This window comes from Flavicella sp., assembly GCF_029238425.1.
GTDB lineage: Bacteria > Bacteroidota > Bacteroidia > Flavobacteriales > Flavobacteriaceae > Flavicella.
The window spans coordinates 1-14340 of the sequence record NZ_JAQWGB010000002.1 but is presented as its reverse complement, the minus strand read 5'-3'; the positions used below and the strand labels follow the sequence as shown (position 1 = coordinate 14340).

The 14340-nt window shown below is 34.4% G+C and carries 13 protein-coding genes; 8 read left to right on the top strand and 5 right to left on the bottom strand.

Going from position 1 to position 14340, the window contains the following annotated elements; all coding sequences use genetic code 11:
- From P8H68_RS00215 to P8H68_RS00205, 3 genes are all read right to left on the bottom strand, one after another.
- Nucleotides 1-1871, bottom strand: a 1871-nt coding sequence (locus P8H68_RS00215; RefSeq protein ID WP_300320054.1) for a cytochrome c biogenesis protein CcdA, incomplete at its 3' end; no start/stop codon positions are given.
- A gap of 30 nt (nucleotides 1872-1901) precedes the next feature.
- Entirely contained in the window at nucleotides 1902-3212 is a 1311-nt protein-coding gene (gene tilS, locus P8H68_RS00210; RefSeq protein WP_300320052.1) for a tRNA lysidine(34) synthetase TilS, read from the bottom strand.
- Nucleotides 3213-3288: 76 nt separating this feature from the next.
- Nucleotides 3289-4581 carry an anthranilate synthase component I family protein gene (locus P8H68_RS00205; protein ID WP_300320050.1) on the bottom strand — a complete coding sequence of 431 codons (1293 nt, stop codon included), beginning with the start codon at nucleotides 4579-4581 and terminating at the stop codon, nucleotides 3289-3291.
- A gap of 171 nt (nucleotides 4582-4752) precedes the next feature.
- Between P8H68_RS00205 and P8H68_RS00200 the strand changes: the two genes are divergently transcribed.
- Both P8H68_RS00200 and P8H68_RS00195 read left to right on the top strand, forming a co-directional pair.
- Nucleotides 4753-5490, top strand: coding sequence for an NRDE family protein (locus P8H68_RS00200; protein WP_300320047.1), 738 nt, complete (start codon nucleotides 4753-4755; stop codon nucleotides 5488-5490).
- The gene (locus P8H68_RS00195; RefSeq protein WP_300320044.1) at nucleotides 5483-6496 is read left to right on the top strand and encodes a DUF6695 family protein; all 1014 of its coding nucleotides are present in this window, start codon (nucleotides 5483-5485) and stop codon (nucleotides 6494-6496) included. Before P8H68_RS00200 ends, P8H68_RS00195 begins: the two co-directional genes overlap by 8 nt.
- Here the strand turns inward: P8H68_RS00195 and apaG are convergent.
- Together apaG and P8H68_RS00185 are read right to left on the bottom strand one after the other, a co-directional pair.
- Nucleotides 6493-6879: a Co2+/Mg2+ efflux protein ApaG gene (gene apaG / locus P8H68_RS00190; RefSeq protein ID WP_300320042.1), complete on the bottom strand. Its 387-nt coding sequence runs from the start codon at nucleotides 6877-6879 to the stop codon at nucleotides 6493-6495. The genes P8H68_RS00195 and apaG overlap by 4 nt on opposite strands.
- A gap of 101 nt (nucleotides 6880-6980) precedes the next feature.
- Nucleotides 6981-8237 carry a DUF5103 domain-containing protein gene (locus tag P8H68_RS00185; RefSeq protein ID WP_300320040.1) on the bottom strand — a complete coding sequence of 419 codons (1257 nt, stop codon included), beginning with the start codon at nucleotides 8235-8237 and terminating at the stop codon, nucleotides 6981-6983.
- Between the two features lie 276 nt (nucleotides 8238-8513).
- Between P8H68_RS00185 and P8H68_RS00180 the strand changes: the two genes are divergently transcribed.
- From P8H68_RS00180 to nqrF, 6 genes are all read left to right on the top strand, one after another.
- Nucleotides 8514-9866, top strand: coding sequence for a Na(+)-translocating NADH-quinone reductase subunit A (locus P8H68_RS00180; protein ID WP_300320037.1), 1353 nt, complete (start codon nucleotides 8514-8516; stop codon nucleotides 9864-9866).
- The gene (locus P8H68_RS00175) at nucleotides 9866-11035 is read left to right on the top strand and encodes an NADH:ubiquinone reductase (Na(+)-transporting) subunit B (RefSeq protein WP_300320034.1); all 1170 of its coding nucleotides are present in this window, start codon (nucleotides 9866-9868) and stop codon (nucleotides 11033-11035) included. The genes P8H68_RS00180 and P8H68_RS00175 overlap by 1 nt, the downstream gene beginning before the upstream one ends.
- A gap of 3 nt (nucleotides 11036-11038) precedes the next feature.
- Complete coding sequence (gene nqrC / locus P8H68_RS00170; RefSeq protein WP_300320032.1) at nucleotides 11039-11755, top strand: NADH:ubiquinone reductase (Na(+)-transporting) subunit C; 717 nt, start codon at nucleotides 11039-11041, stop codon at nucleotides 11753-11755.
- Nucleotides 11756-11757: 2 nt separating this feature from the next.
- Nucleotides 11758-12429 (top strand): NADH:ubiquinone reductase (Na(+)-transporting) subunit D, encoded by a 672-nt coding sequence (locus P8H68_RS00165; protein ID WP_300320029.1) that lies wholly within the window; start codon nucleotides 11758-11760, stop codon nucleotides 12427-12429.
- Between the two features lie 13 nt (nucleotides 12430-12442).
- Entirely contained in the window at nucleotides 12443-13057 is a 615-nt protein-coding gene (gene nqrE, locus P8H68_RS00160) for an NADH:ubiquinone reductase (Na(+)-transporting) subunit E (RefSeq protein ID WP_300320027.1), read from the top strand.
- A gap of 18 nt (nucleotides 13058-13075) precedes the next feature.
- Nucleotides 13076-14340, top strand: a 1265-nt coding sequence (gene nqrF / locus P8H68_RS00155) for an NADH:ubiquinone reductase (Na(+)-transporting) subunit F (protein ID WP_300320024.1), incomplete at its 3' end; no start/stop codon positions are given.

Here is a 14340-nt window from a genome sequence, read left to right as displayed (position 1 = left end):
TCTGTAGATAGTTGTACGTAAAAAGGCTGTGAAGCTGTTGCAAAGTTAATAGCTTGCAAAGTAGCCCATTTTGAACCTACTGTTTTGATCTTTTTTATTTTACCATTTTCTTTTTTATAATCAAACTGAGCTTCTTCCGGTAATAATTTTCGGTCATCAACATATAAAGAGATCAACACAAATTTTTCAAGTTCTTCATATACTTCAGGATCACTCCAAACGTTTTCTTCCATTTTTCTGCAGTTGACACATGCCCAACCTGTAAAGTCTAATAGAATCGGTTTAGTTATCTGTTTTGCATAAGCGAGACCTTCATCGAAATCTTTGAAACAATTTAAGTCCAAAGGACAATCTGTTTTGGTTTCATGGATGCTATAAAACTTTGGCGGAGCGAATCCACTTAATAGAGAAAGTGAGGTGTTGAAAAATAAACCAGCAATTAGGTATATTGTAAATACAGCTGATGTCAAACCAGTTAGTTTTCTACCAAGACTTAATTTTTGAGTGGGTCCATCATGAGGGAATTTGATCTTTCCAAAAGCATATAATGCCAAACCGGCAAATACAAGAATCCAAATAACGATAAAAGTTTCTCTTTTAAGAAGTCCCCAATGTTGGACCATATCAGCATTTGATAAAAATTTTAGGGCTAATGCAACCTCCAAAAATCCAAGAATTACTTTTACGGTGTTCAACCATCCTCCAGATTTTGGTAATGTGTTAAGCCAGTTAGGGAATAAGGCAAAGAGAGTGAAAGGCAAAGCCAAAGCGGATCCAAAACCGACCATACCGAAAGTAAGTTGCATAGCTCCTCCATCAGAAGATAATGCTCCTACTAATAAGGATCCTAGAATAGGGCCAGTACAAGAAAAAGACACAATTGCTAAGGTAAGGGCCATAAAAAAGGTTCCAATGATTCCTCCAATATCAGAAGCTGAGTCCATTTTATCAGACCAAGAATGCGGTAATGTTATTTCAAAGTACCCAAAAAAGGAAATAGCAAAAACAATAAAGATGACAAAAAATCCAACGTTTAGCCAAACATTGGTTGAAATACTGTTTAATATTTCAGGATCTACAGAGTCTAAAAAGTGGAATGGTAAACTTAGAAGTAAATAAATAAAACTGATAAAAAAACCATACAGAATTGCACTTGAAACTCCTTTTTTCTTAGTTCCCGATTGTTTGGTGAAAAAAGATACCGTTAATGGAATCATCGGGAAGACACACGGGGTTAACAGGGCAATAAGTCCACCGAAAAAACCTAATAAAAAGACGGAAGTCAATCCTTTACCCTCAGATTTATTATTGTTGCTTCCTTTTAAAAATTCGGAGGTATTGGAAATGTTTAAGTCTAAAGCTTGTGAAAGTGCTACACTTTTTACATTGATGTTTTTAGAAGTTGTAGCAATGGCTTTATCGGTCAATTGAAAAACTAAAATTTCTCCCGGTTCAAAAGTACAAGCTTGGTCGTCACAGGTTTGGTAAGCCGCTGAGATTTGAATATTGTCTATAGAACTATTTATGAGTTGTATGTGTTGAGAAAAAACTGCTTGTTTTTCAAAATACGAAGTTTCCATTTCAAAAATCTCCTCATAGGAAGTATGAGTTTCACTTTCTTCGGTTTTTCCAATCAATTTAAAATCTACACCTGCTTTTTCAAAAGTAAATTCTGTAGCGAGGGGTCCACCTTCTGGAAGGTGCTGTGAGTACAAATGCCATCCTGGTTTTAAAGAAGCCGTAAAGGTTAAAATATATTCTGATTCTGTTTCCTGAGAAATTTTCGTATCCCATGAAATGGTGCTTTCCTGACTTTCAGCGTTAATAACAAATCCTAAAAATAGAATCAGTGAGAATAAGTATTTTTTCATTGTATATGTTTTTTTCAACCTGTTTCCTCTTTATTCAGAGAAATTAACTTCTAATATGTCGGTTGTTTTATCAGTTATTTTATATCTGTTATCCATGCGAGTTCCAATAATCCAAACAATAGCATCGCCATCACATAAAAGCCATTTATTTTCTTTATCAACCAAAGATAATTTAGAGTCTTTAAAAAATTTGCTCAGCTTCTTTTTGCCGTGCATTCCTAATGGGTAAAAATAGTCTCCTTTTTTCCATTTTCTTACAACCAAGGTATCGTTTAAGAGATTTTTATCAATATAGGCTGTATTCAATGAAAACTCCCCAGCGGCCTTTCTTTTGTGAAAGGACAGATTTATAGGGGTTATAATTTTTTTGCTATTCGTAGGAATGCTATAGCTATCAGAATCATTTTGAGGAAGTTTACTGATTAAAATTTCCTCTCTGTTTTTAATCAGTCGATGTGTTTTAGAGACTAGTTTTTTACCTGATTGAGCTTCTAGAATATTGTAAATATCCTTCCAGTTTACAAAACCAAAGGGTTTTAAAACTGGGTAAAGGTTGGCTTTGAGATCTTTTAATTGATGTATTTTTTTTAAATAAAGTGTAAAGTTCCCATCAGCATTTTTTTGAATTAAGGTTTTGTTTAAGGTTTCCACTCCTTGGGTTACCAATTGTTGAGATTCCTTAAGATTACTTAAAGTTGTGTCAAATGATTGGAAGAAATTAGGGTTTAATTCTTTAAGAATAGGAACTACCTTATGGCGAATTTTGTTTCTAAAGTATTTTGTAGAGTTATTGCTTTCGTCTTCCCTCCAGATAATTCCGTTTTTTTCAGCATACCCTTCTATTTCGGCTCTAGTAAAAGGAAGCAGTGGTCTAATGATGGCTCCGTTTGTTTCTGGGATACCGGTTAATCCGTCGAGTCCAGTACCTCTAGTGAAATTTATTAGAAAGGTTTCCAAAACGTCATCTTTATGATGCGCGGTTAGGATATAATCTAAATTATGTTTTTCTTTTATTTTGTCAAACCATTCATAGCGTAGTTCTCTAGCCGCCATTTGAATAGAAATAGACTTTTCATTGGCGTATTCATTGGTTTTAAACTTAGTAGTATAAACAGTCGCGTTTAGAAAACTTCCAAGATTTTTCACAAAAGTTTCATCTTTGTCACTCTCTTTTCCGCGTAATAAAAAATTGCAGTGAGCAAGTGAAAAATGGAATTCTGAATTTTTAAATAAATGAGCTAAAACCGTACTATCTAATCCTCCAGAAGAAGTAATTAATACATTACTTTTTTTTAAGAAAGGGAATTTCTCATCAATGTGTTTTTGAAATTGTTTCAGCACGCGGTAAAAATTAAAATAGTAAACGGATACAATCTATGCCATCCAAAGATAAGTTATATATAACAAAGATTCTTCCTTAGATTAAAACTTGTCTCATGGCTTTTGCTTTTAAAAGGCATTCTTCAAGTTCTGTTTCTGGTTTTGCTAAAGATGTTATGGCGCTACCGACAGAAAAGGATACATATTTTTGCTTTTGATTGTATAAGATACTTCTTATGACCACATTAAAATCAAAATCACCCGTAGGTGAAAAATAGCCGACAGAACCAGAGTACAAGCCTCTTTTGCTTTCTTCTTCTTTTTCAATAATCTCCATGGCAGCAATTTTTGGAGCACCAGTCATGCTTCCCATTGGGAAAGTGTTTTTTATAATGTCTACTGGATGGCTTTCTTCTGGAGCCTGAGTGCTGATAGTAGAAATCATTTGGTGGACTTGTTTAAAACTATAAACTCCACAAAGCTCTTCTACTTCCGTTGTGCCTTTTTGCGATATTCTAGATAAGTCGTTTCTAACTAAATCGACTATCATTACATTCTCAGCACGTTCTTTTGGATCCGTTTTAAGAGCTGCTTTAAGTCTTGTGTCTTCCGTTTTTGAGTTGGATCGTTTCGCAGTTCCCTTAATCGGCTGTGAAATAATTTTGTTACCTATTTTTTTTAAATAACGTTCCGGTGAAGCAGAAAGTAAATATTGGTGCTCTGATTTAAAAAAGGTAGCAAATGGTGGCTTAGAAATTTCATTTAAATTATGATACACTTTCAATGGGTCAATGCTTGTGTTTTCTGAGTAGAATTCTTGACAAAAAGTGGCCTCATATAAATCCCCATGATGAATATTTTGAAGAATATTGTGAACTTTCTCTAAATAGGTGTCTTTTGAAATTCTTAATTTTAAATTCGCCTTAGAGTTATTATACTTATCATTTAAATTCTCAGTGTTACAAATACATTCGAAATCGGTTTTTAAATCTTTTTTTTCTGATTCTAGATATTTGAAAGTTGCAGTATGTCCGGAGATAAAGATTAATTTTTTCGGTTGAAAAAAATAAAGGTCCTCAAATTCTAAAGAATCCACATTGTTGGATTGTAAGTTTTCAATATCATTTTTTAGATCGTAGCCTAGATAGCCGAAAATATAATCTTTGGTTTGAGATTGGTAGTTTTTTAATTTTTCAAATGCATTTTTATAATCTGTTTTTAAAAAAGTGTGTGCTCCAACGGCAAGGACAGCCTCGTACTGAGCATATTTTTCATGGTGTTGATTGGAGTCAAGCCAGATGACAGAATCATATTGTTGAGACCAAGCTAGAACTTGAGTTTTAAAGAGATCAGAATCTTTAAGAATGTAACGAGTTTCTACCCTTTGCATGTAGGTTTTGAAAAAAAATTATAAAAAGCAAAGTTAGGATTTAATTGTAAATGAATAAGTATATATTAATAAATTCTAGGCTTTGTAAACTATTTTACTATTTTTGGTAATTCTGTAATTATTTCTTTTTTTTGAGACGAAGAGTGCAATACAGAATTTTAAATACCGTTTATGTGTACAGTCACTTACTTGCCAAAGAATAATGGCGACTTTATTTTTACGTCCAATAGAGATGAGCAACCCGATAGAAAAACGAAAGCTCCCCAGTTTTATGAAAAAGATGGGGTACACTTTTTATACCCAAAGGATGAAAAAGCAGGTGGTACTTGGATCGCTTTGTCAGAGGAAGAAAGATTAGTTTGTTTATTGAATGGGGCCTATGAAGCTCATGAGATGAAAGGGCCTTATGCTTATAGTCGTGGATTGGTAGTAAAGGAGGTCTTGGAAGCAGAAAATGCTAAATGGGCCGTTGAAGACTTGGAGCTTGAGGGGGTAGAACCTTTTACCTTGATAACGATTGATTGGTCATTTATGCCTATTTGCATTGAATTGATTTGGGATGGAGTAAAAAAGGATATTCGTATATTATCTCATAGTTCTAAAATGTGGTCTTCTTCAACCTTGTATGATAAGCCCATAAAAGCTATTCGAGAAAATTGGTTTAAAGAATTTGAAAAGCAATACCCAGAAGCTTCTTTTGAAGATATAATGAGTTTTCACAATAATGAGAGTCATGGTTCAAAAGATATAGCTATAAAAATGAAAAGAGAAGGAGTTGAAACAACAAGTATTACCTCTGTAATTAAGGAAGGAGATTCCTTGTATATGTATTATGTTGATGTTTTAACAGGGAAAGAAAGTAAAATCGACATCATGTCGTATAAATCAGAAATGACTATAAATGAATAAAAACACTGGGTTTATTGTGATTTTAGCATATCCAGATGTGATTGTAAGGGTTGCTAATGGAGAGTTGATTAGTAAAATTTGGCCTTTGTTTGGTGTTGGTGGTCAGAAAAAAGTGATGGCTGGGCATGCCGCTATGTTGTTGGTTTCGAAAGAAACCGGGAAGGTAAATTATTTTGATTTCGGTCGCTATATTACATCAGATACTTTTGGGAGAGTTCGTTCTGAAGTAACCGATAATGAGGTGGCTATTCCATTCAAAGCTATTCATGATGGAAATGAGATTAGCAATTTAGAAGAAATTTTATTGTTCTTAGATAAGCATCCTGAAAAAACTCACGGAGAAGGAAGGTTGGTAGCAGGAGTTAACTCTGAAATTGATTACGATAAAGCTTTGGCTTTTATTTTGGATTTGCAAAAAAAAGGAGAAGTTGCTTATGGAGCATTTAAGAAAGATGGAAATAATTGTGCGCGTTTTGTAACGGATACGATACTTGAATCAACAGGTAATAAAAAAAATATTAGAGATCTTAAAATAAGTTATATAGTTACTCCAAGTCCAGTTAGCAATGTGCTTAAAGGAAGTTCGCCTAATTTGAAAAAATGGCAGGTGGAAAATGGTGTCATTGAAGAGTACAGGAACAATTCTATTTTAAGAGAATATAAAAGATCTCTTTTTGCTAAAGTGCCGCAAGAAGTAGATGACGTAGGATCTGTTATTGCCGATACCAAAAGTTATGATTCTGCTAGTGCCCAGTGGTTGGGAGGAATTGGAAGTGGAGCCTGGTTTGAAATTTTCAAAAAATCTAAAGAGACTGATTGTTTTGAGATTGTCAGAAGAAACAGAATGGGAATCATAGATCTAGAAGGTGACTTTAAGCTAAAAGATGATGGTTTTGATATGGATCAAAAATTTGAATTCCAGTATGGTTCTAATTGCAAAGAGTGTAGAATCAAACAAAATGGAAAAATATTTGTTTTTGAAAGGATAATGTCAAAGTCAGCCTAGTTCAAAGTGTCAGCTACATTTAGTTGAAATGCAGGGATTTGTACTTTAAAGTGAGATTTAGAGTCGAAATTGATCATATTAAAATATCCTTTCATAGCTCCAATTTTAGACTGTAATAAACAATTAGATCTATAGGTGTATTTTTCATTGGGTTCCAAAATAGGAATCTGACCAACAACACCATCTCCTTTAATAATTTCTTTAGTGTTTAACGAATCATAGATTTCCCATTTTCTAGAAAGAAGTTGAACCGTGTCGTTTGTTTGGTTTTCTATGGTAATAAAATAACTAAACAAAAACATACGATTCTCATTCTGAGAATGTATGCCTTCATAGTTTGTCAGCACTGAAATTTTGATGCCTTTTGTTATCTTTTCTACCACTTCAAATAATTTTACTTATGATAAATATAAGTAATTTTGATCGGAAAATTGTGCGGTTAACAAGGATTTTAACGTTTGTTAAGTTATGAAACTATGAAGTTTTAATTCTTGCTATTGATAGTGGTGGCACCAACAATGCGTCCAATTCTTTCTCCGAAAGGCTTGTAGTGCACCAGAATTGTGTAGTTGTTTTCGGTTTCTTGAAAGGATCCTTCAATAGCTTCTATGTTTACATCTTTGTCTTCTTCTTTGATAACATACGTGTAATTGTAAAACCCCTGTTTGAATAATATATCTGTTTCAAGGTGGTTGGTTTTCTTGTTGTAAACTAGTCGGTTTTCTTCCGTAAAAGCATAATTATTAAAAGCTCCATAAACATAGATGTTTTCATTTTTAATGAGTTGTTCATTTGCTTTTAAGAAAAAATGAATGTTGGTGTATTCGCTGTCTAAAGTCGATTCATATCCGTTTAAGGTCCTTACAACAAATCCACCATTGATGTCTGGGTAATAGGTATAAGGCAAGAATTTTCTTAAGATGTTTGGATAGAGGTATGTTTGATAATAATGATCCTCTAAAACTGTTCTAGCAATATTTACGTTCGTTCCGTTAAAGTTTTTTGTGTCAAAATTTAAATATTCATTCCCTCCGGGAAAACTTGTTTCGATATTGTAATTGTAGACGATCTCGTTTTTTTTGTAGTATTGAGGAACGATATCGTATTTGATAAGGTTCCAGTCATTGTTTTGAACAATTTGAATTTTTATTTCTTTTGAAGGATTGTTGATCGTAACATTAGGGTGAATGATGGAGAAGTTTACAACTTGATTTCTGTCTTTGATTGTTTGTTGAGGGTTGATTTGTTTTAGTCTTCTGTCTCTTTGGATGATTGCAGAAACCACAATGCGTGATTCATAGTATACGAATCTGCGTTGGATACAGATTTCATCATCATCATTAAGTACGGTCAGTAAAAAATTACCGCTGATTTTAATTGTAGTATTGATATTTGGGATTTCAAATTTATGATGTGTATAGTTTTGATAAGTTCCAAAAGAGTTTTCAAGGTCTTGAATTTCAAAAGATTGAAATCCATTGATGTATTCTGTGCTTTGTAGGTTAGAAACATTCCAATCATAATCGCAATGCCGTATGTAGTAACGATAGTTTTTTTGATCAGCTTCTAGGTCGTCAAAAGCAAATTTTAGCTTGGTTCCAAGTGGAACAATCGGGTTGAGGTTTTCGTCAGTATTGATCGTAACCGTTTTGATAAAAGCGGCGGTATAGTTTTGCGCATAGCCCAAAGATATGCAGAGAAACAAACCAGTGAAAACAAAAAATAAAATACGTTTGTTCAAATCTTAATTTTAATATCAATAAGTCAAAGATACTAATTAATTATTGCCGTTTGGATTTTTGAAGTATGTCAGTTTTGTTGAAATAAGTTTAAGGATTTTGACTTTTTGTTGATTTAAATTTAACGAATATTTGATTTTCCAAAACATCTTTGAAATGTTATTTGTAATGATTATAAATAAGATAAGAAGCTAATATAAAGGGGCTTATTTGCGGAAAAAAAAATCTAATTTTTTAAATTTGCATTGTTTTAAAACAGATTAACTTAAATTCTAAATATGTCAGAAGACATTCGAATAAAAAAAGGCTTAACCATTAAGCTTAAAGGCAAGGCAGATGAGACAGTTTCTGCAGCTCCTCGTTCTGGGATTTTTGCAATTCAACCAAAAGATTTTCATGGAATAACACCAAAGCTAACTGTAAAGGTTGGAGCTGAGGTTTCCGTGGGTGATGTTTTGTTTTATTCAAAATCAAATGAGCAAATTAAATTTACTTCTCCTGTTTCAGGAACTGTAAAAGAGATTTCAAGAGGTGCAAAAAGAAGGATATTAGCGGTTATTATTGAGGCTAAACCTGAAAACGAATTCAAAAACTTTGGTAAAGAAGATCCATCTGGACTTTCTAAAGAACAAGTGCTAGCTAAATTGTTAGAGAGTGGTTGTTGGGGGTATGTAAATCAACGTCCATATGACGTAATTGCAAATCCAGAAGATGAAGCCAAAGCAATTTTTGTTTCTTCTTTTGATACGGCTCCATTGGCTCCTAGCTATGCTTTTGCATTGAAAGGAAAAGAAGAGGCCTTTCAAGCAGGGATCAATGCACTTTCAAAACTTACCAAAGGAAAAGTATACCTTTCAGTAAATGAAACTGCTTCTTTCTTTAGCAAAGTGGAAAATGTAGAGGTTGTTAATGTCAAAGGAAAACATCCTGCAGGAAATGTAGGAGTTCAGATTTCTAAAGTTGATCCTATCAACCAAGGAGAAAAAGTTTGGACAGTAAATGCTCAGGATGTTGCCATCATAGGAAATCTGTTTTTAACAGGGGAATACAAACCTGAAAGAGTTTTAGCTTTAGCTGGGTCAGAGGTAAATGCACCTCAGTATTATACTGTAACAGCGGGTCAAGGATTGGATAGCTTGTTAGAAGGGAAAATAAATAAAGATAATGTGAGAGTTATCTCTGGTGATGTTTTGACTGGAGATAAGGTAGCTACAACTGGAGATTACCTTGGGTTTTACGATAATGTAATTTCGGTAATTCCTGAAGGAAACACGCATAGATTTATGGGATGGCTTCCGTTTGTAGGAAGTGGAAGTGTGCATAGTGCGTCAAAAACTTCATTCTCTTACTTGTCACCAAATAAAGAATATGCTTTGAACACCAATTTACAAGGTGAAGAGCGTGCACTTGTTGTTACTGGTGAAATGGAAAAAGTAATGCCTATTGATATCTTTCCAATGCAGTTGTTAAAGGCTGTCATGGCAAAGGATATTGAAAAAATGGAGAATTTAGGGATTTACGAAGTGGCTCCTGAAGATTTTGCCTTGATTGATTATACAAGTTCTTCTAAGGTAGAAGCACAGACAATCATCAGAGAAGGTTTAGACATAATGATAAACGAAGTAGGATAATGAAATTTATTAGAAATACATTCGATAAGTACAAGCCGCTTTTTGATAAGGGGGGTAAGTACGAAAAAATGGCTCCAGCATTTAATGCGTTTGATACGCTAATGTTTGTGCCAAATCATACAACAAAACATGGTGCTCACATTAGAGATGGTGTTGATTTAAAGCGTATCATGGTTACCGTGATCTTTGCTATGATACCTGCGCTAATTTTTGGTATGTGGAATGTTGGTTTTCAACACTTTTCACAATTAGGAGAGGCAGGTACTTTTGTAGATTATTTAATCTACGGGTCTTTTAAATTTCTTCCAATGGTTGCCGTTTCATATGGTGTTGGATTAGGAATTGAATTTGCTTTTGGTGTTTTTAGAGGTCATGATATCAACGAAGGATACTTAGTTTCTGGGATGTTGATTCCATTGATTATGCCTATTGATCTTCCTTTATGGATGTTAGGAGTGTCCGTTGCGTTTGCCGTGTTAATTGGTAAAGAAGCATTTGGAGGTACTGGAATGAATATTTTGAATCCGGCCTTAGTTGCTCGTGCTTTTGCATTCTTTTCTTATGCACCTTATATGTCTGGAGATAAAGTATGGGTAGCAGATGCAAGTACAGTAGATGCTATTTCAGGAGAAACTATATTAGGAACTTTAGCTGCTAATAATGATGTTTCTTATAGTGTACTTGATATGTTTTTAGGATATATACCTGGTTCCGTTGGAGAGACATCAGTATTGATGATTTTGATTGGTGCAGCCTTTTTATTATTTACAGGTGTTGCTAGTTGGAGAATAATGTTGTCAGGAATCATTGGAGCTTCTATAATGGGATTGATTTTCAATAGCCTTGGTGCAACTTTATTGCCGGATAATGGTTTGATGAATTTTCCATGGTGGGAACATTTGTTAGTAGGAAGTTTCGCTTTTGCAATAGTGTTTATGGCAACTGATCCTGTTTCTGCAGCGCAAACTGATAAAGGAAAATGGATTTATGGATTCTTGATAGGGTTCTTAGGAATTATGATTCGTGTATTTAACGGAGCATACCCAGAAGGTTTCATGATGGCAATTTTATTGATGAATGTTTTTGCTCCTACAATTGATCATTATGTTGTAGAAGGAAATATCAAACGTCGTAAAAAACGTGTAAAAAATAATTTAGAAACGGCTTAAGACATGGATAAAAATAGCAACGCGTATACGTTTATTTTTGCGGTTATCATGGTGACTGTTATCGCTGGTTTGTTGGCTTTTACAGCAACTAGTTTGAAACCATTGCAAGAAAAAAACGTGAAAGCAGAAAAAATGCAGAACATTTTAGGAACTATCGGTGTGACTGAGGTTTCTAGGGATGATGCAGAAGTAGAATTCAATAAATATATCAAACAGCAATTGGCTTTAAAAGCGGATGGTACTGTAGATACGGAAGCAGATGCTTTTACATTGAGTTTGAAAAAAGAAGTTAAGAAAAGTGATACAGATCAACGTTTTCCTTTATACATCGCAGAAAAAGACGGAAAGACGTTTTATGTAGTTCCTTTATATGGAGCTGGTTTATGGGATGCAATTTGGGGATATGTAGCTTTGGACGGTGATAAGAATACTATCATTGGAGCTAATTTTGGACACAAAGGAGAAACTCCAGGTTTAGGTGCTGAGATTACTACAGATTGGTTCCAAGCACAATTCGCTGGTAAAACTTTATTGAAAGATGCAAATGCAGGATTTACAGCAGATAATTTTGTTTCTGTAAAAGCTGTAAAAGGAGGAGCTAAAACAGGAGATGCTCATGGTGTTGATGCCATTTCAGGAGGTACAATTACTTCTGATGGAGTGTCAAACATGGTACAAGAGAGATTAGCACGTTATTTACCTTATTTTAAAAATAATTAATCATGGCAGAGGAAAAAGAACCATTGTTCTCTAAACAAAATAGAGCGTTGTTAACAGATCCATTGGATGATAACAACCCCATATCGGTGCAGGTACTAGGTATTTGTTCTGCTTTGGCAATTACAGTACAATTAAAGCCTGCCTTGGTTATGTCAATAGCTGTATTATTCGTTGTCATAGCAAGTAACGTGATCGTTTCTTTGATTAGAAATTTAATTCCAGGACGTATCCGTATTATTGTTCAATTATTGATTGTAGCATCCTTAGTAATTTTAGTAGATCAAATTTTAAAGGCCTATGCTTATGATGTAAGTAAGGAACTTTCTGTATTTGTTGGATTGATTATTACCAACTGTATAGTAATGGGACGTTTGGAAGCATTCGCATTGGCGAACGGACCATGGAAATCATTCTTAGATGGTGTTGGAAACGGTGCAGGTTATGCATTGATCTTAGTTTTAGTAGCTTTCTTTAGAGAGTTGTTAGGATCTGGAAAATTATTCGGATTTGAAGTACTTGGTCATAAAGCAAAGACTTTGGCAGATTCTACAGGTTTATATGCTATGGGATATGAGAATAACGGATTTATGTTATTGTCTCCAATGGCTTTGATTACTGTGGGAATCATTATTTGGGTGCAGAGATCTAGAAATAGAAAATTAATCGAAAACTAATAAAATATACAAGATGGATTATATTAACATTTTCGTAAAAAGTATTTTTATTGACAATATGGTATTTGCATATTTCCTTGGAATGTGTTCATATTTGGCAGTGTCAAAAACAGTAAATACAGCAGTTGGTTTAGGAGCAGCAGTAATCTTCGTATTGGTGGTTACAGTTCCAGTAAACTTTTTGTTAGATACCTATTTATTAAAACCAGGAGCTTTAGTTTGGTTGGGAGAAGAGTATGCTTCAATCGATTTGAGTTTCTTAAGTTTTATTATGTTTATTGCTGTAATTGCTTCTATGGTACAGTTGGTTGAAATGATAGTGGAACGTTTTGCTCCTGCTTTGTATGGGGCTTTGGGTATCTTCTTACCATTGATTGCTGTAAACTGTGCAATCTTAGGAGGTTCATTATTTATGCAACAAAAAGATTTCTCTAACGTTGGAGAATCTGCAGTATATGGTTTAGGATCAGGAATTGGATGGTTTTTAGCAATTTTAGCAATTGCTGCAATCCGTGAGAAAATTGCTTATTCTAATGTACCTGCTCCTTTGAAAGGATTGGGGATCACATTTATCATTACTGGTTTAATGGCGATAGGATTCATGAGTTTCTCAGGAATCAAATTATAAACAACTAAGAGTATACACATGACTATAGTAGTAAGTATTATCGTTTTTTTAATAGTGATTTTAATTTTGACAGCTGTTTTATTGGTTGCCAAAGCAAAATTACTTCCTTCTGGGAAAGTTAAAATTACGATCAACGGAGAGAAAACGATTGAAGTAGAAACTGGAGGTACCTTGTTAGGTACTTTAGGTGCAGAAAAAATATTTTTACCATCTGCTTGTGGTGGAGGTGGAACTTGTATCCAATGTGAATGTCATGTTCATTCTGGAGGAGGAGAAGCTTTACCAACAGAAACACCTCACTTTACTCGTAAAGAGTTGGCCGGTGGAGTACGTTTAGGGTGTCAGGTAAAAGTAAAGAATGACATGGATATTTCTATTCCAGAAGAAATTTTTGGAATAAAGAAATGGAAGGCGAAAGTAGTTTCTAACTATAACGTAGCGTCATTTATTAAAGAATTTGTGGTAGAGATCCCTGAAGATATGGATTACAAAGCGGGTGGATATATCCAAATTGAAATCCCTAAAACAGAGGTGAAATATTCTGATATGGATATTACGGCACACCCTCAAGATCACCCGGGAGAGCCTGATAAATTCCAGGAAGAGTGGGAGAAGTTCAAACTTTGGCCATTAGTGATGAAAAACACAGAGACTATTGAGAGAGCATACTCTATGGCTTCTTACCCTGCAGAGGGACGTAACATTATGTTGAACGTGCGTGTGGCTTGTCCTCCTTTTGATAGAGCTAAAGGTGGCTGGATGGATGTAAATCCAGGTATCGCATCTTCTTATATTTTCAATCGTAAAGTAGGAGATGAAGTTACAATTTCAGGACCTTATGGAGAGTTTTTTATCAATGAGTCAGATGCCGAAATGGTTTATGTAGGTGGTGGAGCTGGAATGGCACCAATGAGATCTCACTTATATGAGTTATTCCATACGATGAAAACAGGGCGTAAGGTGTCTTACTGGTATGGTGGACGTTCTAAGCGTGAGTTATTCTACTTGCATTATTTTGAAGCTTTAGAGAAGCAATTCCCTAATTTTAAAATGCAATTAGTATTGTCTGAACCATTAGAAGAAGACAATTGGAAAGTGAAGAAAGATGTTAATGACGAAGGGGATGGATTTGTAGGATTCGTTCACCAAGCATTGATAGATAATTATTTAAATGGTCATGAAGCACCAGAGGATATAGAATTCTATTTCTGTGGACCGCCAATGATGAACCAAGCAGTTGTTAAAATGTGTGACGATTTTGGTGTACCACCAGAGAATGTACG